Raw genomic sequence first — 20,872 nt, forward strand, 5'->3', positions numbered from 1 at the left:
GGGTGGGGCAATGAACGACATGTCCCGCCCGCAGCAAAGCGCCACTCGCCTTTCGGAAGATATCGGTGACGTGCTCAGCGCGATCCGCCGGCTGATCGCCGAGGAAGAAATATTTGATCGGCCTGATGACGGGCTGCCTCAATCGCTGAATGGCCCGGCTGCCCCCGCTGGCCCAGAAACACCCGCCAACGATCCGGCCGAGGTATTGGCCACCCGTTTCGGTGGCGCTGCGGCACTGGCCCGGCGCATGGCTCGCGATGGCGCCGCTCTCCGCGATTCGCAAGCGACGCCGGCCCCGATGCCGTCCGCGGATTCGCAACTGGCCCCGATGCCGGTCGCCGCGCCGATGCCGGATCGGGACTGGCCTGGTGCAGGGCCGGTTGACGGTCGATCCGTATTTGGCGCGCGCCCCCGGCTTGTCGCGGATCATCACGTGCCACCCGCGCGCCCGGCACTGGCCAGCCTTGTTGCGCTGCGTGATCTGCCCATGCGCCAAGACAACACCCCGCGGGCAATATCTTTGGCCGGTGCGACACCACCGCCGCTGCGACTGCGAGAGAGCGACCGGGTTGTTTCTCTGATGCCGGATGATGGCGACGCTGATGAATGGGATGCCGGTGATTCGACCGTTGCCCATGATGAACCGTCAGTGCCCGATACCGGCTATCCCCAACCGACTTTGGTGGCGTCCTCGGTGACTGCCGACGCCTCCGCCGATGCCGATGATGCCTATGATGCCGATGATGCCGATGACCGGGCCTTTGCCGAGGCTTTTGATGCCAAGGCCAGGATGCGGCCTGATGTGCCGGCCGTGCAGGACACGGCCTTGCCGGGGCCGGACCTGTCGGCTGATGCGTGGTCCGACGGCGTCAAGGAACGGGCGGCGGCGCAAGATGCTGATGCACCGTCCACGCATGCATCGGCCGCTGTGGTGCTTGAAAATGGCATCGCAGACCTGTCCGGGGAACAGGTGGCGCAGGCGTCATTGGCTGCGGGCTTCATGGATGCCTATGCTGCAGCTTCGGCCGAGATCGACGCTGACGATGATGATGATCTGCTGATCCCGGTTGCCCGTGGATCAGGCCTCAGCATCCCGGCCTATCCGGTCGAGCCGGTCGACCTGCCCGCCGAGATCGCGGAATCGGCTGTCCCCGCCCCGGTTGCGGCGCCTGCACTGATTGCCGGCACCGATCTGCACGCCGGGGACGCTGCGGCGATTGTGGGCGCAGTCCAGGCCAAAAGCGCCCCTGATGATCTGTCAGTACCAACCGGCAATGCGGTCCCCGAGGTGGCGGCACAGACAGCGGTGGTGGCTCCTGCGGTCGACCCGGCGGGTGGCCTTGTCGATGATCTTGCGGTTGATGTTGTGGCTGATCTGGCGGCAGAGATCACGGTTGATGCAAACGGGCAGGCCGAGGGTCTTGCTGACGAGGCGACGGTCCGCGACGTGATCCGCGAACTGATCCAGGAAGAACTGCATGGCGAATTGGGCCAGCGTTTTTCCCGCAATCTGCGTGCCGTGATCCGGCGCGAGGTCGCCGCCGCGATCGACGATCATCTTGAACGGCTGTAAGGCGCTGACATGACCGAATGGCAGGGGCCGCCCCGGTTTGGGGCGGCCCTCTGTTACATTTGGCCCTGTCTGTTCTGCCGGTGGCCTGCCATCCGACCTGGTGCGGGCCCGATCAGCCGAACGGGATCAGTTCAGATATTCTTCGGGATCCACGCTTTCAAAGCCGCGGCGGATCTCGAAATGCAGGATGCCTGACGTTGCAGAGGTGCCCAGGGATTGCCCCCGGCTGACGCTGCTGCCCTTGGATACCTGAAGGTTGTCCATCCCGGCATAGACCGACATCAGGTCGCCGTCATGGCGGATCACGACGATGGGCACGCCCTCGGTGTCGCGGGTGATCGCGGCGACGGTACCGCTGGCCGCAGCCTTGACCGAGGTGCCCTGCGGTGCCGAGATGTCGATGCCTTCGTTGCGACCCTTTTGATAGGTGCGCACGATCGACCCGGCCACCGGCATCTGGAAACGCCCATTGCCGGATGCAGCAGTGCGCGTGGCGCCCAGATCGGGCGTGTCAGGCTTCTCGACCGGCTTTGCCGCCGGCACGGTCTTTTCATCAGGCAGCGGCGTGGCCGATGAGGGCGGGCGCGGCGTCGGGCTGCCCGATCCTGGCGCGGTTACTGCGGCCTGCTGCCGGCTTGCGGGGGCCTGACCCGCGACCGGGATCAACAACCGCTGGCCCACGCGGATCGTCATGTCCTGCGGCAAGCCGTTCCATTTCGCCAGATCGGCGACCGAGACATCGTATTTCCGGGCGATGGACCAGGCGGTTTCGCCATTGGCGACCTGATGCTGCCGGGGTTGTGCGCCGCTTGCCGGGGCTGGGGCTGGGGCTGGGGTGGTGGTCGTGGCCGTTGCGCCGCCCGCCGCGCCGGGGCGGGTGCCAACCTGTCGCGGCGCCTGGCCGGCGAAGGGGTCCGAAACCTGCCCGGTATTGCTGACGATCCCACCGGCGGCGGGCACGCCCGGCGCGACCCGACGGGGGAGGGCGATCACCGCGCCGCTATTCAGCGTCGCATTGGCGTCGATGGCATTGTGCCGTGCCAGTTCTGCCGCATTCAGCCCAAGCCGCGCGGCCATGGCACTGACGGTATCACCCTGCTGCGCGATGGCGACCTGATAATCGGGATAGCTGATCAATCCGCGCGAATCCGGCTGCGGCCGGGGCTGCGCGACCGAGGCCGCCTGCGCCGTGTCCAGCGAACCGCGCATCAGACCGCGAAGATCGGGATCGAATGTCCCGTTCGCTCCGCATGACGCCAAGCCTGCCACCGCGATCACGGCGCATGTATAAAGCCTGATCCTGCTGCTCATTACCTTACCTGCTTTCCTGCCTTCAATATGCCGTCGGTGCGGGGGTCATGTCTGGCCCAACCCCTCGACCAATGGCACGAATCGCACCTGCCGCAATTCGTCATAGGTGAAACCACTTTCCGACCGGGTGACCCGGATCAGCGTCTGCACCGCGTCCGATTGTCCGACAGGCACCACCATGATACCGCCGATCTTCAGCTGCGCCAAGAGAGGGCCGGGCGGGTCCTCGGCCGCCGCCGTGACCAGAATGCGGTCGAACGGCGCCTGATCGGGCAGCCCGCGCGACCCGTCGGCGACCTGCGCGGTGATGTTGTGCAGGCCCAGTTTCTGAAACAGCGCCTCGGCCTCGGTGACCAGACGCTTGTGGCGATCGACCGTATAGACCCGCCGGCACAGTCCCGACAGCACCGCCGCCTGATAGCCGGAGCCGGTTCCCACCTCCAGCACGGTATCGCGGGGGCCGGGGTTCAGCGCCTGCGTCATCAGCCCCACGACCGAGGGCTGGCTGATTGTCTGGCCGCAGGGGATGGGCAGCGGCGTGTCCTCATAGGAGCGATCGGCGAATTGCCCGCGCACGAACAGGCCACGGTCGATCCGCTCCATCACGCCCAGCACGCGCGTATCGGTCACCCCGCGCGAGCGCAGTTGCAACTGAAAGCGCATCTGCCGTTCGGCAGGGGTTTCGTCGTCCTCGTCGCTCATCCCTCATCCAGGGCTTTGGCCAGCCCGGCAAGCGAGGCATGGCAGGTCAGGTCGGGGCGCATCGGCGTCACCGAGATATAATGGTCCAGATTTGCGGCGACATCGCTGCCGGGGGTTGCCTCTGCGTCCTGCGCCCCGCCCGAGATCCACAGATAGCGCCGCCCGTTCGGCGCCACATAGGGCCGCATGCCAAAGCGTTCACCACCGCGCCGGCCCTGCGGCGCCACGCGCAGCCCGCGCACGGCCGCCGCGCCAACGGGCGGAAAGTTGACGTTGTAGAACAGCCGGAAATCGTCGTCCGAGGTCCAGTCGCCCAGTTCCAGCAAGCGCCGCACGGTTTGCACGCCATGCCGGCGGGCGCATTCGAACGGGTCATCCAGCCGCGCGGTCGCCGCGCCCAGATATTGCGACAGCGCAATGGCGGGCAGGCCTTGCAGCGCGGCCTCCATCGCGCCGCCGATGGTGCCCGAATACATTGCGTTCTCGCCCGAGTTGTTGCCGCGATTGACGCCCGACAGCACCAGATCGGGCGGCGTGTCGGCCATCACGTCGAACAACGCGGCCAGCACGCAATCGGCGGGGCTGCCCTCGGCCGCGAAACGGCGCGGGCCGAGCTGGGCCAGCATGGTCGGGTGGGCATAGCTGATGCAATGGGCCACGCCAGATTGTTCGAAGGCTGGCGCAACTGTCCAGACCTCGCCCTTGGGGCCGGCAATTTCGGCCGCGATTTCGGCCAGGACGTCCAGTCCCGGCGCGTTGATACCGTCGTCATTCGTGATGAGAATGCGCATGCCTGTCCCGCTGAACCCTTCAATGCCTGATTAACGAGCCATCGCCGGCGCTTCAACCCGCGCCTGCTGGCTGATTGCGGTTTGACGATGTCACCAGGGACAGGCAGGATGCGCAGGCAAGTCACGGACAGCCCATGCAGATCTATCTTCCCATTGCCGAGGTCGTCGTAAACCCCGTCACGCTGATCGGGCTGGGCGGCGTGGTCGGCCTGATGAGCGGGCTTTTCGGCGTGGGCGGCGGCTTTCTGATTACGCCGCTTCTGTTCTTCATCGGCATTCCGCCCCCCATTGCGGTGGCGACCGGGGCCAATCAGGTGGTGGCGTCCTCGGTCAGCGGGGTGTTGGCCCATGTGAAACGGCGCACGGTCGATTTCCGAATGGGAGGCGTCCTTTTGGCCGGCGGTCTGGTCGGGTCATGGCTGGGCGTTCTGGTATTCAACATGCTGCAACGTCTGGGGCAGGTCGATCTGGCGGTGCAGCTTTGCTATGTCGTTTTTCTGGGGCTGATCGGCCTGATGATGTTGCAGGAAAGCCTGCGCGCGCTTAGCCGGTCGCGCCAGCCCTCGGCGCCGCGGCGGCGGCTGCACGAACATATGTGGGTGCATCGCTGGCCGCTGAAGATGAAGTTCCGCAGCTCGGGTCTGTATATCAGCGTCATCCCGCCTCTGCTGGTGGGGTTGGCGGTGGGGGTGCTGGCGGCGATCATGGGTGTGGGCGGCGGCTTCATCATGGTGCCGGCGATGATCTATCTGCTGGGGATGCCCACCAAGGTCGTCATCGGCACCTCGCTGTTCCAGATCACCTTTGTCACCGCGTTCACCACGCTGATGCATGCGGTCAGCTATAACACCGTCGACATCATGCTGGCCGTGCTGCTGATCCTTGGCGGCGTGATCGGGGCGCAGATCGGCACCACGCTTGGCGCGCGGCTGCGGGCCGAACAGCTGCGCATCCTGCTGGCGCTGCTTGTGCTGGCGGTCTGCGGCAAGCTGGCGCTGGATCTTTTCCTGACACCAGAGGATGCCTATTCGATCACCACGGGGGTGCGGTAATGCCGGGGCGGCGGCGGCTGCGCCACGTGCCGGCGGTGGCGCTGGCGTTGCTGCTGGTCGCGGGGCTGCCACTTGTGGCCCAGCAGCAGCAGCAGGTTGACCGGCCGGGTGACGGTGCGCAGGTCTATCCCGATCCGGGTCAGCCGCCCGTGGTCGTCCCTGAAAACCAGGCCGAGGCCCCGGAAAAGGTCGTGGCCGGCCTGTCTCACGACGCGGTTTCGATCACCACCAGTTTCGACGGCTCGGACATCCTGATCTATGGCGCGGTCAAGCGCGAGACACCCATTCCCGAGGGGGATCCCTTGCAGGTGATCGTCACGGTCGAGGGACCGGCCCAGCCTCTGACCATCTGGCACAAGCAGCGCCGAGTAGGCATCTGGGTCAATACCGAACGGGTCGAGATCGGCGCCGCGCCCAGCTTTTACGCCGTCGCCAGCACCGGGCCGCTGGACAGGATCCTGCTGCCGGAATGGGACAGTCGCCATCGGATCTCGATCCCGCTGGCGATGCGCAGTTTCGCGGGCCCGGTCGAGGTGGCCGATACCGTGCCCTTCACCCAGGCCCTGATCCGTCTGCGCGAGGGCAGCGGCACCTATCGCCTGGACGAGGGCAGCGTGACCCTGACCGAACAGACCCTGTTTCGCGCCAATGTCACCCTGCCGGCGAACCTGATCGAGGGTGACTATCGGACCCGCATCTTTCTGCTGCGCGACGGCCGGGTCGTGGATGTTTATCGGGCCCCGATCGAGGTTCGCAAGGTCGGGTTGGAACGCTGGCTGTACCGCTTGGCCTTCGATTGGCCGCTGATCTACGGGCTGATGTCGCTGGCCGTGGCGGTCGTGGCGGGCTGGGGCGCCTCGACGGCGTTCAGGCTGCTGCGCCGGGGGTAGCGCGGCAGCCCTTTCGCAGCAGTCAGAGGTTCACGAAATCAGCGATCTGGTCGATGATCTGCTGGTGAATTTGCTTGCGGTCGGCGCCCTGTGGATCGTCGCAGATCGGGTCATCATTCTCTTCGGCCAGAATTTCGGCCGCGCCCGGTTTGCAGTTCATCAGAAAGCCATAGTGATCGGCTGGTGCAATGACGTTCCGCGTGGCATTGGGAAGGCGTGCGGCCAGATCCGTGCCATTTGGGCCGACATCGACCATGTTCCACAAAGTATCGGCGGCGCCGAGATTGATAAGCAGCACCGGATCGCTGATCAGGGACAGGCTGTCTTCGCGCGCGGCCTGCGTGAAGCCGGGGTCAATGGCGATGGTGGCGCCGATCCGGGTGTCGCGGGCATCGGCGCCGAAATCCTCGGGCAGATCTGCCATGTTCACCTTGGCATTCTGGTAGAAGTTGCAGCCCCTGACTGGGTCTTCGCTTTCTTTGCAGGCATTGCCCATACCCTTCGGATCGAAACGCATTCCCGCAAGCCCCAGAACCGTCGTTCCGCCAAGCGAGAAGCCGACCGAAGTGATCCTGTCGGGGTCGATATGCGCGGAAAATTCCGGGTTGTTCATCACCTGATCCAGCGCCGCCGACAGATCGGCCGCGCGCGTGCCCAGATACAGCGTGCGCCGGGGCGAGCTGTCGCCCGAGGTGCTGCCCTGATGGTTCACCGCCAGCACCACGGCACCGCGCTGCGCCAGTTCTGCTGACAGCCACGCCGCCCCGTCCATATTCCCGCCCGAGCCATGCGACAACAGGATCAGGGGAAACTTCCCCTCTGCCATCGCGGCGCCCATATAGGCGGGGCGTCCTTCGAACAGGGCGTTGTCGCCGACAGGCGCAACAAACGTCGGCCCGGCTGCCGGATACCAGATCGAGGCAGCGATGGGTCTTGCACGATGTGCCGCCTGAACATCCAGCCGGTCATAACCCGGCAGATCGGCGGTTTGGGCCGCGCCGGGCAGCGGGGCGATCATCAGTGCCGCTAGGGCGGCTGCACGCAGGGTCAGTGTCATGGTCTTGATCTTTCAAAGGGTTGCAATGGCCTTTGCATGCGCCCGACCGCATCACCCTGGCGTCCTGAAACATGCCGGGTCTGGTCCTAAAACCGGTTTCAGCACTTGTCAGCCGGCCGTTCATGTGGTGATCGCATGTGATGTTGAGTTTGCCTGTCCCGATTTATGTGGCGTTGACCCTGGCCTTCCTGCTGATCCGTCAGCTTCTGGCCGGAACAGGGTCGGTTTGGCTGAATGCGCTGATCGCGGCGCTGGCGGGGCAAAGCCTGATCGTGGCGCTGTCCCAGCACTATGAAATCGAAGTCTTCCGGCAGGTGCAGCCGGTCACGGCGGCGATCGTTCCGCCATTGGCCTGGCTGGCATTTCAGCATGGGGCCATTCGGGCGGTCAGCCTGCGCAGCGATATGCTGCACCTTCTGGGGCCGGCATTCGTCGTTTTCTGCGCCGTATTCGCGCCCGAGGCGCTGGATGTAGCGGTCATCGCGCTTTTCATCGGTTACGGTTTGCGGCTTTGGGTGGGCGTCAGTGAGGCCGGAGCGGATCTGCCACTGACCCGGCTTCAGGCCGGGAGGGCACCGGTGTTGATCTGGCGTTTCATCGCGTTGATGCTGTTCGCCTCTGGGCTAAGCGATGCCTTAATTGCCGTTGCGGCGGTGATGGGGCAGAAGTGGATCCTGTTTTGGGTTCTGAATATCGGAACCTGGGCCAGCTTGCTGGGGATAGGGATGTTAAGCCTTGCCCCGGCACTTGAAACCGACGGCGATGCTAAGGGCGCCGAGCCGCAACCACCCGGCGAACAGGTCCAGCCGCATGATGCCGCCATCATCGTGCGGCTTGATGCGCTTCTGGCGCAAGAGCCGCTTTATCTTGATCCCGATCTCAGCCTGTCGCGGCTGTCGCGGCGGATTGGTGTGCCAGCCAAACAGCTTTCGGCTGCGGTGAACCGGCAGACGGGCGAGAATGTTTCACGCCTCGTCAATGGGTTCCGTATCCGCCATGCCTGCGACATGCTGAAGGCCGGCGAGCCTGTCATCTCGGCCATGCTCGGCAGCGGCTTCAACACCAAGTCGAATTTCAACCGGGAATTTTTGCGGATCACAGGCAAGACCCCAAGCCAATGGCAGCAGGAACAGAAGACCCCAAATTGAAGACAGGCCCCGCGGTTTCCCACGGGGCCTGCCACTCCTCCCTCGATGGGCGCCTCACCCCTCCCGCGACGCGCCCCGAGGTATGCTTATTTGCCGGTGATCAGCTCGGCCTGACGCACGATCACCTCGGCCTGCTTGATCGAGGCGATGTCGACCAGCCGCCCCTTGTAGACCGTGGCACCCGCGCCCGAAGCCTTGGCGGCTTCCATGGCAGCCAGAATCTCGCGCGCCTCGGTGACGGCGGCGTCACTGGGCGAGAAAACCTCATTGGCCAGCGCAACCTGGCTGGGATGGATGGCCCATTTGCCGACCATGCCAAGCGTGGCCGAGCGCAGCGCCTGCGCGCGATAGCCCTCGGGGTCGGAAAAATCGCCAAACGGCCCGTCGACGGGCAGCACCCCATGGGTGCGGCAGGCGGCGACGATCTTGGCCTGGGCCCAATGCCAGGGGTCGGGCCAGTATTTCTGGCCCTCGCGGATCATGTAGTAGTTTTCCTGCGTGCCGCCGATGCCCGTGGTGGCCATACCCATCGAGGCGGCGAAATCGGCCGCGCCCAGGCTGATCGCGGCCATGCGTGGCGAGGCGGCAGCGATCTCCTCGACATGGCAGATGCCGGCGGCGGATTCGATGATTGCCTCGAATGCGATCTTTTTCGTCCGGCCCTTGGCCTTCTCGATGGCGGTGACGACCGCATCCACGGCATAGATGTCGCTGGCATTGCCGGCCTTGGGGATCATGATCTGATCCAGCCGTTCCGACGACTGTTCCATCAGGTCGACGACGTCACGGACCCAATAGGGGGTGTCCAGGCCGTTGATGCGCACCGACAGCGTCTTGTCGCCCCAATCCACATCGCCAATCGCCTGAATGGTCTGGCGGCGGGCGTTTTCCTTGTCGTCGGGCGCGACGGAATCCTCCAGGTCGATATTGATGACATCCGCATCCGACTTTGCCATCTTCTCGAACAGGGCAACGCGCGAACCGGGGCCGAATAGCTGGCAGCGGTTCAGGCGGGCCGGGGGCAGTGGCTGGGTGCGGAAGCTCATGTACCGATCCTGCAAATGCGATTGATTGCGTGGTTGTTATTGGATTGCTGCGATTGCATCAAGCCGGTATTGATCAATGAATGCCGACAGCGCAATTTCACGAGTGCCCGGAATGAGCCCGCTGATCATCAATATCCACCGGCGCAGCTTTGCCTTTGGCAAGATGTTCACGCTTGGCAAGCTGGCGCGCACGCATGTCAATGCGATCGAGGTGACACTGACCCGGAACGGCCGTACCGGCCGGGGCGAATGCGTCCCAAACCCGCGCTATGGCGAATCGCTGGACAGCGTCGCCAATCAGATCAGCCAGCTTCCTGCCGAGTTTGATCGCAAAAGCCTGCCTGCGCTGTTGCGGCCCGGCCCGGCGCGCAATGCCGTCGACTGCGCATTGTGGGACCTTGAGGCAAAGACGAACGGCATGCGGGTGTGGCAGTTGGCCGGTCTGCACCAGCCCAAGCCGGTCGAGACTGTGATCACCCTGTCGATCAGCGATCCGGCGCAACTGATGCTGGATGTGCGCCGGTTCAAGAACCACCGGATCATGAAATTCCGCATCGGCTCGATCAGCGATCTGGAAATGATCAAGGTCGTCCGCAAAGAGGCGCCCCATGCCCGCGTCATTCTGGATGTCGGGGAAAGCTGGACCGTCGACGATTATCTGCGGCTTGCGCCACGGCTGGTCAGCGAAGGTGTCGTGATGATCGAACAGCCGTTGCCGGTGATTCAGGACAGCGTGCTTGCCGAGATCGAGCACCCTATCCCGATCTGCGCCGATGAAAGCTGTCACGACGTCGCGGTGCTGCCACGGCTGAAGGGGCGCTATGATGCGATCAACATCAAGCTGGACAAGACTGGCGGTCTGACGGACGCGCTGGTGCTGCGCGAGGCCGCGCATGCCGCGGGCATGGTCGTGATGGTCGGCAGTATGGTCGCCTCGTCCCTGGCCATGGCGCCGGCGATCCTGGTGGCGCAGGGCGCGAAATATGTCGATCTGGACGGGCCGCTGCTGCTGGCCGAGGATCGGCCGGGCGGGCTGCACTATGATGGCAGTTGGGCGCATCCCTCGCGCGCCGAGTTCTGGGGTTAGTTCTGCGGCCAGCCGGGTCGAGGTGCTTGACCTTTCCGCGCCAAGCGAGAACAACCCGTCAAAGCAACGGAGAACGCCATGACCCGCACCGTCTATGTGAACGCTGAATATCTGCCCGAAGATCAGGCCAAGGTTTCGGTCTTTGACCGCGGTTTCGTCATGGCGGACGGCGTCTATGAGGTGACCAGCGTTCTGGATGGCAAGCTCATCGACTTTGCCGGTCATCTGGCCCGGCTGAAACGTTCGCTTGACGGCTTGCAGATGAAAAATCCGCTGTCCGATGACGAATACCTTGCCGCTCATCGCCGGCTGGTGGCCGAGAATGGCGTGACCGATGGCATGGTCTATTTGCAGGTGACGCGCGGTAATCCGGGCGATCGCGACTTTGCCTTTCCGCCAGAGGATACGCAGCCGACCGTCGTGATGTTCACGCAGTCCAAACCCGGTCTTGCCGACAGCCCGGCGGCGCAGACCGGGTGGAAAGTCATCACCACCGAGGATCTGCGTTGGGCCCGCCGCGACATCAAGACCGTACAACTGCTGTTTCCCAGCCTGGCCAAGATGGAGGCCAAGGCCAAGGGCGCTGACGATGCCTGGCTGGTCGAGGATGGCCGCGTGACCGAGGGCACCAGCAACAATGCCTATATCGTCAAGGGCGGCGTGATCGTGACCCGCGAACTGTCCAACGACATCCTGCATGGCATCACCCGCGCGGCCGTGCTGCGTTTCGCGCGCGAAGCGCAGATGCAGGTCGAGGAGCGCAGCTTTACCGTGGCCGAGGCGCAGGCAGCGGATGAGGCGTTTGTAACCTCGGCCTCGTCCTTCGTGATGCCGGTCGTGGCCATCGACGGTCAGCCCATCGGCGATGGCAAGGTCGGCGGCGTTGCGCGGCGACTGCGCGAAATCTATCTGGAAGAAAGCCGCAAGGCGGCAATCTGAACGTGTTGCCGCCATCCAGCCACGCCGCGCATCTTTTCATGGCGCAGCACCAGCCCCTGTCGGGTATCTGCGCATGACGGATGAACGCGATACCGATTGGGATGCGCCGGGCAAGCCGCGCAAGCCGACGATCATCGGCATCGGCGCGCAGAAGGCCGGCACCACATGGCTGTCGCAGATGCTGGCGCAGCATCCAAAGATCTGGATGCCGCCGTTCAAAGAGGTGCAGTTCTTCAGCCATCGCTTTGTCGAGGAACATCGCCAATGGCTGCCCTGGCATTTCGGCCGCGCGCGCCAGAATCTTGGAAAGAGATGGGCCGCGCGGGGCGAGGCCGTGCCGCAGGGACTGGTCGAGTATCTTGACCGGGTGACACGGGGACCGATGTTCACCGAGGACTGGTACAAGCAGGTCTTTTCCCCTGCACCGCCCGGTTCGCGCCCCATGGACATCAGCCCGGAATATTCGACGATCCCCGACGAGGGCGTTGATTTTGTGCGTGATTTCCTGCCTCGCGCGCAGTTCATCTATATTCTGCGCCACCCGGTCGACCGGGTCATCTCGCAGATGAAAATGCATATGGCCCGCCGCAAGCAGGTGCCGAAAGGCGCAAAGCCCTGGCTTGATCTGCTGGATGATCCGGCGCTGTATAACCGGGGCAATTATGCCGAATATCTGCCACGCTGGCAGGCGCGTTTCGGCCCCGACAGGCTGCTGGTCCTGCCCTTCGGTCGCATCGGCTCTGACCCAGATAAATTGCTGGCCGAGGTCGAGAATTTTCTGGGGCTGCCGCCGTTCCGCTATCGCAGTTCGGGCCGCAAGGTCTTTGCCGCCCGCGATGACCTGTCGGCGCCGGGCGAGGTGCGAGAGGTGCTGCGCGAGAAGCTGGCACCGCAATTCGATTATCTCGAACGGGCTTTTCCGGCGGAATTCAACGCACAGCTTCGCTGATCTTTCCTAATCCCCCCCGATCCCCTAAATACCCCGCAACCTATGCAGGAGATTTCAGATGGCGGCCTATCAGTTCGTCTACCACATGGACGGCGTGTCCAAGACCTATCCCGGCGGCAAGAAGGTGTTCGAGAACATCCGCCTGAACTTCCTGCCGGGGGTCAAGATCGGCGTTGTCGGTGTCAACGGCGCCGGTAAATCGACGCTGCTGAAGGTGATGGCGGGCCTGGACAAGGATTTCTCGGGCGAGGCCTGGGCCGCCAAGGGCGCCACCGTGGGCTATCTGCCGCAGGAGCCCCAGCTTGACCCCAGCCTTGACGTGCGCGGCAATGTCATGCTGGGCGTGGCGGCGAAAAAGGCCAAGCTGGACCGCTATAACGAATTGGCGATGAACTATTCGGACGAAACAGCCGAGGAAATGGCCGCCCTTCAGGACGAGATCGACGCCGAGAACCTGTGGGATCTGGACAGCCAGATCGACGTGGCGATGGAGGCTCTGCGCTGCCCGCCAGACGATGCCGATGTCGAAACCCTGTCGGGCGGTGAACGCCGCCGGGTGGCTTTGTGCAAGCTGCTCTTGGAAGCGCCCGACATGCTGCTGCTGGACGAACCGACCAACCACCTGGATGCGGAAACGATCGCCTGGCTGCAAAAGCACCTGATCGAATATGCCGGCACGATCCTGATCGTGACCCATGACCGCTATTTCCTGGACGACATCACCAGCTGGATCCTGGAACTGGATCGCGGCCGCGGCATCCCCTACGAGGGCAATTACTCGGCCTGGCTGGAACAAAAGGCCAAGCGGATGGAACAGGAAGCCCGCGAGGACAAGGCCAAGCAAAAGACGCTGGAACGCGAATTGGAATGGATCCGCGCCGGGGCCAAGGCCCGTCAGGCCAAGCAGAAGGCACGGATCAACGCCTATAACGATCTGGCCGGCCAGTCCGAGCGCGAGAAGCTGTCGCGCGCGCAGATCATCGTTCCAAATGGCGAACGCCTTGGCGGCAAGGTGATCGAGGTTGCGGGCCTGAAGAAGGCCATGGGCGACAAGCTGCTGATCGAGGGTCTGGAATTTGCCCTTCCGCCGGGCGGCATCGTCGGCGTGATCGGCCCGAACGGGGCCGGTAAATCCACGCTGTTCCGAATGCTCACGGGTCAGGAAAAGCCGGACGCGGGTGAAATCACCTATGGCGATACCGTCCAACTGTCCTATGTCGACCAGTCGCGCGACGCGCTGGATGCAAACAAGACCGTGTGGGAGGAAATCAGCGGCGGGGCCGAGCAGATCGTGCTGGGCGACGCGACGATGAACAGCCGCGCCTATGCCAGCGCTTTCAACTTCAAGGGCGGCGACCAGCAGAAGAAGGTCGGCCAACTGTCGGGCGGTGAACGCAACCGCGTCCATATGGCCAAGCTGCTGAAATCGGGCGGCAACGTGCTGCTGCTGGACGAACCGACCAACGATCTGGACGTGGAAACCCTGCAAGCGCTGGAAGCCGCGCTGGAAGATTTCGCCGGTTGCGCGGTGATCATCAGCCACGACCGCTTTTTCCTGGATCGTCTTTGCACGCATATCCTGGCGTTTGAAGGCGATGCCCATGTCGAATGGTTCGAAGGCAATTTCGAGGCCTATGAAGAGGACAAGGTCCGCCGTCTTGGGCCGGACAGCATCGAACCAAAGCGGGTGAAATACAAGAAATTCACCCGCTGACATCGGTGCCTGATCTGATGCTGACGAACCTGTTCCAAAGGCGGCGCAGGCTGCCGATGTCGGCCGATGCACTTCTGGATGCGTCGGCCGTGGCGCGGTTGCTGTCGGCACGGTTACGTGACGGGCGCGGCGCGGCCTTGTTGCGTTTCGGCGATACGGGCGGGCGGGTTCTGGCCCGCCCGGCACCCGGAACGCCGGGCTATGACTATCTGCAAGCCTTTCTGGGCGCCGAGGTCACACCGCGCCAGATCGACTGGCTGGGGCGGGCGATCCTGCATTCGGCGGCGGCGGCCGATATTGTGGGGCTGCGCAGCGACCTGCTTGGGCCGGACCTGCCTGCTGCGGTCCTGGCTGGCCCTGACGAGGAGGTTCTGGGCCATCTGTCCCGGCTGTATCCGATCCGCAGCTATGAACTGCAACGGATCAAGGCCCCAGCCGCCCGGCGTCTGGCCGAGACACGGCTGGCGATGCAGCGTTTTCCGATCCGGGCCGATGCCCATTTGACGAATGCCTGGATTCACCTGGATCTTGCGCGGATCGGCTTTTTCTCGGCGCTTCTGCGCGAGGCGCCCTCGGTCGCGCTGATCACCTCGGCCGAGCGCAAGCCGGTGGTGCGGCGCATGCAGGAGATGATGGGGCCGCGATTGCGCTTTTACGAATGCCCCGCCTATCCGGCGGCCGAGGCGAAGTTCGGCGGCAATCACGATTTTCTCTGGGCACGCTGGCAGACGCTTTACGAGAATATACGTCCCTCGCGGCCCGGCGAGCCGTTATTGATCAGCGCCGGCATCTGGACCAAACCGCTTGCCACCATCTTTCGGCGTCGCGGCGGGGTGGCGGTCGATTTCGGATCGGTTCTGGATTATTTCGCTGGTCTCGCAACCCGGCCGGCGGTGCTGGCAGACCGCTTTGGCACGCCCGATGTGGTGCCGGACGATCTGACCCTGGACGGGCAATTCAAGCGCAGCGAACGGCTGGCCGATTTCATGTAAATATCTGCCGCGCCAGCGGCCAGGCGGCCAGGCGGCCTTGGTTGCCGCTTGCCCCTTTGCCCGCAACCAGCGATCATGTCCGTGGATTGAAAGGCGGCCCGCCCTTGTCGCCCTCGCATGACAGAAGGTTTCCACGGTAAACATGGCTGATATTCTGGATAGAGGATGGGCGCAGCGCCTGCGCGAACAACTGCGCAAGATGTGGGTGCGGGTCGTGCTTTACAGCCTGGCCGGGGTGGCGCTGGCGCTGGTTGCGCCGGTCATTGGCCCGATCCTGCCCTATGTCCCGAAGATCAACCTTGCGGCGGGCTCGGTCGGGTCGCTTCTGAACATCATCGCCTCGTCGATGCTGACAGTGACGACCTTTTCCATGTCGATCATCGTCGGCGCCTATGGGTCCGCCACCTCGAATGCCACACCGCGCGCGACGCGCCTTCTGGCCGAGGACAACACCGCCCAGAACGCGGTTTCGATCTTTATCGGCTCGTTCCTGTTCAGCGTCGTGGGCATCATCGGGCTGGCGGCGGATCTTTACGCCGACAACGCCCGGATCGTGCTGTTCGTGGCGACCCTGCTGGATATTGCGCTGATCTCTTGGGCGCTGCTGCGTTGGGTGAACCACCTGAACGATTTTGGCCGGATGAGCGATATCATCGAGCGGATCGAACAGGCGGCACTGCCTGCCGCCCGGCTTTATCGCGACCAGCCGGCGCTTGGTGCGGTGCTGCTTCCGCCGGGGCAAGATGACAGCGGGCCGCAGCTTCTGTCTGATCAGTCCGGCTATGTTGTTCATATCGACTTCAGCCGGTTGCAGAATGCGGCAAAGGCCGCCGGGATCAAGGTCACCGTCCTGCGCATGCCCGGTAAATATGTTCACCGGGGCGAGGCCCTGCTGCGCCTTTCCGCCGCGGCCGATGACCTGCTTCGGGATGAATTGCGCGCCGGGTTCTCGCTTGGCTATGCACGGGGCTTTGACCAGGATCTGGCATACGGGCTGATCGTCCTCAGCGAGGTCGCCAGCAAGGCGCTGTCTCCGGCGATCAACGATCCCGGCACCGCCATCGAGGTTCTGCGCGCCGGCACCCGTGTTCTGTCGGTGCTGCACGAACCATCGCAGGCCGAGGTTCTTGTAACATATGACCGGGTCTCTGCGCCGCCGATAGATATGGCCAGCCTTTATGCCGGTTTCTTTGCACCGATTGCACGCGACGGGGCCGGCCTGCTGGAGGTGCAGGAAACCTTGCAGGATTGTCTTGGGGCGCTGAACCGGATCGGCGATGCCGCGGCCGCAGAGCAACAGGCCCAGCAGGCCTTTGATCGCGCCCGGCAGGCGCTGGGCGAGGATTGGGAAACTCAGGCGCTGGCGCTGTCGCGCGGCTGACCGCCTGCCATCGCAGATTGGGCCGCAGCGGGGCCTTGTCATGCGCCTGATACGAAAAAGCGGCCCCGAAGGACCGCTTTTCCGTCTTGTCCGATCCGCAGGGATCAGAAGTGGAACGAGGCGCGCACCTGCACCAGGTCGGTGTCCAGGTCCAGCCCGTCGATATCATCGACATCGCTGAAGTCCGAACGGGTGTATTCGGCACCGAGCGACACGCGGTCGGTCACCTTGAACTCACCACCGATGCCATAGGTCAGGCCGGTTTCCGACACGTCGATGCCGCTGACATTGTCAGCCGAGATATGCGCGGCGCCAATGGTGACGTAGGGCAGGAAGCGGCCCATGTCATAGCCGGCGCGGGCGCGCAGGCGGACCAGATCGGCCTTGTCGTCGACATCGTCGATGTCAGCCTTGTTGTAATCCAGTTCGCCGCCCAGGACATAGCTGCCAAAGTCGTGCAGATAGCCGCCATGGATACCATAGGCGTCATAGTCACTGTCGATCGAGGCGCCGCCCTGCGTGAACTCGGCATTGCCTTTGCCATACTGAAGACCTGCGTAGAAGCCGGTCCAGTCGCCGGTCTGCGGCTCGATCACGGGGGCGGCGACAACGGGCGCCGTCTCGACCACGGGGGCGACATAGCCGCCCGCAAAGGCGGAACCGGCGGTCAGGGTAGCTGCGATAGCTGCGAGAGCGAGTTTCATCTGAAACCTCCTTTTTGCTTTCTCAGCCTAGCTATGCCTCGGGTCGGCAAGGGGTAAGGGGGCGACCCGTCCCGGTCAGCCCAGGCGTGTCAGGCAGGCAACCACGCAACTGTTACGGAACGCGATGACGCCCTGCAAGTATTGGATTTCACGATAAAATTCACAACCTGTGCGCGAAGGCACAGGGGATGCGCGGCTTCTCACCAGCGCCAGCCCTTGAAGCGCGGGGCAGGGGTCTTACGAGGTCACGGCCTTTGAACGCGAGCAGCCAGAGCTGTTGACCGGCTTCACTGTTTCGGGAGAGGTTTGCAGATTGGCATCGGTCTCGGCCGGGGTTGGCTGGATAATCACCGGCTTGGGCAGTTCGCTGCCGGCATCCTGTGCGAATGCGGGGGCGGCGAGGCAGGCCGTGACCAATGCGATCGTCAGGGCGCGGCTAGGCATGGCTGATCCTTTCTTTTGCTGGATATCCGCCCCAAGAATGCGCCCGAATCGCCGAATCGCAAAATCACGCTTTTTCTGCGCGCCTGCCCAACCCATGCGGGCCGGCTGATCGCCCCAACAGATCGTGACTGTTGCCTGCGGGCATTCCTGATTAGGAATATGTCGCACCGGACCACCAGCAAGAGGACCGCCATGACCACCCGCCGCCACCTTCTGATCAGCGCCACCGCCCTTGGCGCGGCCACTGCCTTGCCCGCGCTGGCCCAGGCCGTCGACCGGCCGAACCCGATGCCCGACGATCTGCGCCGCGCGCTGGAACGCGACGCGACCGCGCCGGTTCTGGGCAATCCCGATGGCAACATCACCCTGACCGAGTTCTTCGACTACAACTGCGAATTTTGCCGGGGCATGGTCGGCACGGTGCAGCAGCTGATCTCGTCGGACCCGCAATTGCGGGTCGTCTATCGCGAATGGCCGGTCTTTGGCGAAGGGTCCGAATTTGCGGCGCGTGCGTCTTTGGCATCGCTGCGGCAGGAAAAATACTGGGCCTTCCACGCCGCCCTGATGGCGATGAAGGACCGCGCGGCCGAGGCCAGCGTGATGCGCGTGGCCCGCCAGATCGGGCTGGATACGACGCGGCTGCGTGCCGATATGGATCGCCCCGAGGTCGGTGAACATATCGAGGGGTCGATTCGGCTGGCCGATCACATGGGGCTGATGGGCACGCCCAGCTTCATCGCCGGGGACGAGGGTGTCTTTGGCAAGATGAGCCTGACGGAAATGCAGGACCTGGTCGCCCGCGCCCGCAAGACGCTGGGCGTCGGCTAATACGGCAGGCGTCTAGCGCACCTTGCCTTTCCATTCAGGCGGGCGTTTCGCCACCCAGGCCCAGAAACGGGCCAGTTCGGGATGGGCGCGCAGGGCCTCGACCGTGTTGAAATGGCGGGCCAGGTCGGTTTCGGACAAGGTCTTGTGGATGGTTGAATGGCAGACCTGATGCAGCAGCACGGTCTGCCCGCCCTTGCCGCCGCGCAGTCTGGGGACCAGATGGTGCCGGCTTTGCGGCACCCCAGGCGGGATCGGCCTGCCGCAAAGCGGGCAGACCGGATCGCCGGTTGCATCACCCTGTCCGGTCAGACCCATTCCCAGGGGCGGGTAAATTCACCCAGCTTGGCCTTGACGGCGGCCTCGTCCACCTGACCTTCGCGGGCCAGCCGCGCGACCAGGCCCCGCTTCTTGTCGTCGATCACCTCGGCCACATGGGCGCCGGTGCCTGCAAGGGCCGCGTCATAGACACGCTTGATCGCCATCTTGCGCAGGTCGGGCTTGAAGATCTTGCCCACTGCCGTCTTGGGCAGCTCGGCCATGATCTCGATATGCTTGGGCAGGGCGGCGCGTTCATGGATATGGCTTTTGGCGTGTTCCAACAGCTCTTCCACGGTGACGGTGGCGCCGTCGGTCAGCTCGACATAGGCCGCGGGCAGCTCGCCGGCAAAGGCGTCGGGCTGGCCGATGGCACCGGCAAAGGCGACCTGCGGATGGGACAGCAGCCCGTCCTCGATCTCGGCCGGGTCGATGTTATGGCCGCCGCGGATGATCAGATCCTTGGCGCGGCCGGTGATCCACAGATAGCCATCGGCGTCGATCCGGCCCAGATCGCCGGTGCGCAGATAGATGTCTTCGGCGAACAGCTTATGGTTCTTGTCGGCCTCGGTATAGGTCGAGCCGGGAAAGACGCCCGGATTGGCGACGCAGATCTCGCCCACCTCGTCGGTGGCGCATTCATGGATCGCCCCGGCATCGTCATGGTTCAGGATGCGCACATGGGTATAGGGCAGGGGCAGCCCGACCGAGCCGACCTTTTTCAGCCCGTCGACCGGGTTGCAGCTGACCAGGCAGGTGCATTCGGTCAGCCCGTAACCCTCGGCGATCTCGACCCCCGTGGCAGCCTTGAAGCGGTTATACAGCTCGACCGGCAGCGGGGCCGAGCCAGAGATGGCGGTTTTCAGCGAACTGACATCGGCATTGACCGGGCGCTGCATCAGCGCGGCAATGGCGGTGGGAACGGTGATCAGGAAGGTGACCTGCCAGCGTTCGATCAGCTTCCAGAAATTGTCGAAAACGCCATCGCCGCGATAGCCGGCGGGCGTCGGCATCACCACATGCGCCCCCGAGGCGATGCAGGACATCAGCACCGGATAGGCGGCAAAAACGTGGAACATCGGCAACGGGCAGATCAGCACGTCGGTTTCATCAAACAGCAGCGTCGCGCCAAGCCAGCCGTTATAGATCATGCCTGAATATTTGTGCTGGGCGACCTTTGGCGTGCCGGTGGTGCCGCCGGTGTGGAAATAGGCGGCGACGCGATCCTGATCGGGATCGTCGAAATCCAGCCGGTCATGGTTGTGCCCGCTGGTCGCGGCCTCGAAATCCAAAACCTTTGCCTGATGCCTGGTCGTGACCTTGGGACGGATCAGCGGCACGATAAAACGCTTCAGCCCGGTCAGATGACGGTTCAGGTCGATCTCGATGACATGGGTGACGCCGGGGGCCTTGGCCACCGCTTCGGCCGCCTTCTGCGCCACATCGGTCTTGGGAAAGGGCTTCAGCGTCACCAGAACCTTGGCCCCGGTCTCGCGCAGGATGCCGGCGATCTGTTCGGCGTCCAGAAGCGGGTTGATCGGGTTCACGATCCCCGCCGTCGCACCGGCCAGCAGGACGATCGGCGTCTCGATGCTGTTGGGCAAGAGATAGGCCACGGTATCGGTCGGCCCGACGCCAAGCTTGCGGAACAGATTGGCGGTTTCCGTGACCCGTTGCAGCAATTCACGCCAGCTTAGCGTGGTGGCGTGATCGCGTTCGCCCGAAAGCAGCTGGAAGGACATGGCGGGCCGATCCGGAAAGCGTTCGGCGGTCCCGCGCAGAAAGCGATAGATCGTTTTCGGTTGCTGCCGGCTGTCATAGTCCATCTCGGACTCGACCTTGTTACGATCTTCCATGCTGCCAAAACGGCTCATCAACGCCTCCCCCAAATGTCGATTTTCCCGCCCCTCTCCTGCCAGGCCGGACGGTCAGAAGAATGAGCCGGAAAA

At 64.0% G+C, this 20,872-nt stretch carries 20 protein-coding genes; 11 read left to right on the forward strand and 9 right to left on the reverse strand.

All coding sequences use genetic code 11. The annotated features are described in order from the left end of the window. Positions 1-10: 10 nt before the first annotated feature. Positions 11-1,573 (forward strand): hypothetical protein, encoded by a 1,563-nt coding sequence (locus tag FNJ84_RS08055; protein ID WP_143792538.1) that lies wholly within the window; start codon positions 11-13, stop codon positions 1,571-1,573. A gap of 126 nt (positions 1,574-1,699) precedes the next feature. Here FNJ84_RS08055 and FNJ84_RS08060 read toward each other — a convergent pair whose 3' ends face one another. From FNJ84_RS08060 to surE, 3 genes are read right to left on the reverse strand one after another with little or no spacing between them, the layout of a single operon-like run. Next, complete coding sequence (locus FNJ84_RS08060; protein WP_143792539.1) at positions 1,700-2,884, reverse strand: LysM peptidoglycan-binding domain-containing protein; 1,185 nt, start codon at positions 2,882-2,884, stop codon at positions 1,700-1,702. A gap of 45 nt (positions 2,885-2,929) precedes the next feature. After that, positions 2,930-3,586 (reverse strand): protein-L-isoaspartate(D-aspartate) O-methyltransferase, encoded by a 657-nt coding sequence (locus FNJ84_RS08065; protein ID WP_143792540.1) that lies wholly within the window; start codon positions 3,584-3,586, stop codon positions 2,930-2,932. After that, positions 3,583-4,377 (reverse strand): 5'/3'-nucleotidase SurE, encoded by a 795-nt coding sequence (surE, locus tag FNJ84_RS08070; protein ID WP_143792541.1) that lies wholly within the window; start codon positions 4,375-4,377, stop codon positions 3,583-3,585. The genes FNJ84_RS08065 and surE overlap by 4 nt, the downstream gene beginning before the upstream one ends. 134 nt (positions 4,378-4,511) lie before the next feature. Between surE and FNJ84_RS08075 the strand changes: the two genes are divergently transcribed. Together FNJ84_RS08075 and FNJ84_RS08080 are read left to right on the forward strand one after the other, a co-directional pair. Beyond that, on the forward strand, positions 4,512-5,429 hold the full coding sequence (locus tag FNJ84_RS08075) for a sulfite exporter TauE/SafE family protein (RefSeq protein ID WP_143792542.1): 918 nt from the start codon (positions 4,512-4,514) through the stop codon (positions 5,427-5,429). After that, entirely contained in the window at positions 5,429-6,319 is an 891-nt protein-coding gene (locus FNJ84_RS08080) for a TIGR02186 family protein (protein ID WP_143792543.1), read from the forward strand. Before FNJ84_RS08075 ends, FNJ84_RS08080 begins: the two co-directional genes overlap by 1 nt. A 22-nt stretch (positions 6,320-6,341) precedes the next feature. On the opposite strand, the gene FNJ84_RS08085 is transcribed toward FNJ84_RS08080, so the two are convergent. Then, complete coding sequence (locus tag FNJ84_RS08085; protein ID WP_255471103.1) at positions 6,342-7,376, reverse strand: alpha/beta fold hydrolase; 1,035 nt, start codon at positions 7,374-7,376, stop codon at positions 6,342-6,344. A gap of 140 nt (positions 7,377-7,516) precedes the next feature. Between FNJ84_RS08085 and FNJ84_RS08090 the strand changes: the two genes are divergently transcribed. Next, complete coding sequence (locus FNJ84_RS08090) at positions 7,517-8,524, forward strand: AraC family transcriptional regulator (protein ID WP_143792544.1); 1,008 nt, start codon at positions 7,517-7,519, stop codon at positions 8,522-8,524. Between the two features lie 86 nt (positions 8,525-8,610). Here FNJ84_RS08090 and FNJ84_RS08095 read toward each other — a convergent pair whose 3' ends face one another. Next, on the reverse strand, positions 8,611-9,570 hold the full coding sequence (locus tag FNJ84_RS08095) for an L-malyl-CoA/beta-methylmalyl-CoA lyase (RefSeq protein WP_143792545.1): 960 nt from the start codon (positions 9,568-9,570) through the stop codon (positions 8,611-8,613). Between the two features lie 112 nt (positions 9,571-9,682). Between FNJ84_RS08095 and dgcA the strand changes: the two genes are divergently transcribed. The 6 genes from dgcA (at position 9,683) to FNJ84_RS08125 (ending at position 16,632) form a co-directional block, all read left to right on the forward strand. Then, positions 9,683-10,657, forward strand: coding sequence for an N-acetyl-D-Glu racemase DgcA (gene dgcA / locus FNJ84_RS08100; protein WP_143792546.1), 975 nt, complete (start codon positions 9,683-9,685; stop codon positions 10,655-10,657). A gap of 78 nt (positions 10,658-10,735) precedes the next feature. Continuing rightward, positions 10,736-11,596, forward strand: coding sequence for a D-amino-acid transaminase (locus FNJ84_RS08105; RefSeq protein ID WP_143792547.1), 861 nt, complete (start codon positions 10,736-10,738; stop codon positions 11,594-11,596). A gap of 73 nt (positions 11,597-11,669) precedes the next feature. Continuing rightward, entirely contained in the window at positions 11,670-12,545 is an 876-nt protein-coding gene (locus tag FNJ84_RS08110; RefSeq protein WP_143792548.1) for a sulfotransferase, read from the forward strand. A 58-nt stretch (positions 12,546-12,603) separates the two neighbouring features. Then, a complete protein-coding gene (gene ettA / locus FNJ84_RS08115) occupies positions 12,604-14,259 on the forward strand; it encodes an energy-dependent translational throttle protein EttA (RefSeq protein WP_143792549.1) in 1,656 nt (551 codons plus the stop codon). 5 nt (positions 14,260-14,264) lie between these two features. Continuing rightward, a complete protein-coding gene (locus FNJ84_RS08120) occupies positions 14,265-15,251 on the forward strand; it encodes a hypothetical protein (RefSeq protein WP_221931944.1) in 987 nt (328 codons plus the stop codon). 142 nt (positions 15,252-15,393) lie between these two features. Beyond that, positions 15,394-16,632: a DUF2254 domain-containing protein gene (locus FNJ84_RS08125; RefSeq protein ID WP_143792551.1), complete on the forward strand. Its 1,239-nt coding sequence runs from the start codon at positions 15,394-15,396 to the stop codon at positions 16,630-16,632. 104 nt (positions 16,633-16,736) lie between these two features. Here FNJ84_RS08125 and FNJ84_RS08130 read toward each other — a convergent pair whose 3' ends face one another. Beyond that, complete coding sequence (locus FNJ84_RS08130) at positions 16,737-17,336, reverse strand: outer membrane protein (RefSeq protein WP_143792552.1); 600 nt, start codon at positions 17,334-17,336, stop codon at positions 16,737-16,739. Between the two features lie 237 nt (positions 17,337-17,573). Beyond that, positions 17,574-17,780, reverse strand: coding sequence for a hypothetical protein (locus FNJ84_RS08135; protein ID WP_143792553.1), 207 nt, complete (start codon positions 17,778-17,780; stop codon positions 17,574-17,576). Positions 17,781-17,972: 192 nt separating this feature from the next. Between FNJ84_RS08135 and FNJ84_RS08140 the strand changes: the two genes are divergently transcribed. Continuing rightward, positions 17,973-18,608 (forward strand): DsbA family protein, encoded by a 636-nt coding sequence (locus FNJ84_RS08140; RefSeq protein ID WP_143792554.1) that lies wholly within the window; start codon positions 17,973-17,975, stop codon positions 18,606-18,608. A gap of 12 nt (positions 18,609-18,620) precedes the next feature. Here the strand turns inward: FNJ84_RS08140 and FNJ84_RS08145 are convergent, their stop codons facing one another. After that, entirely contained in the window at positions 18,621-18,923 is a 303-nt protein-coding gene (locus FNJ84_RS08145) for an HNH endonuclease (protein ID WP_143792555.1), read from the reverse strand. Continuing rightward, positions 18,914-20,779 (reverse strand): acyl-CoA synthetase, encoded by a 1,866-nt coding sequence (locus FNJ84_RS08150; RefSeq protein WP_255471159.1) that lies wholly within the window; start codon positions 20,777-20,779, stop codon positions 18,914-18,916. Before FNJ84_RS08150 ends, FNJ84_RS08145 begins: the two co-directional genes overlap by 10 nt. Positions 20,780-20,872: the final 93 nt, after the last annotated feature.

The sequence above is a fragment of the Paracoccus sp. M683 genome (assembly GCF_007096355.1).
Lineage (GTDB): Bacteria > Pseudomonadota > Alphaproteobacteria > Rhodobacterales > Rhodobacteraceae > Paracoccus.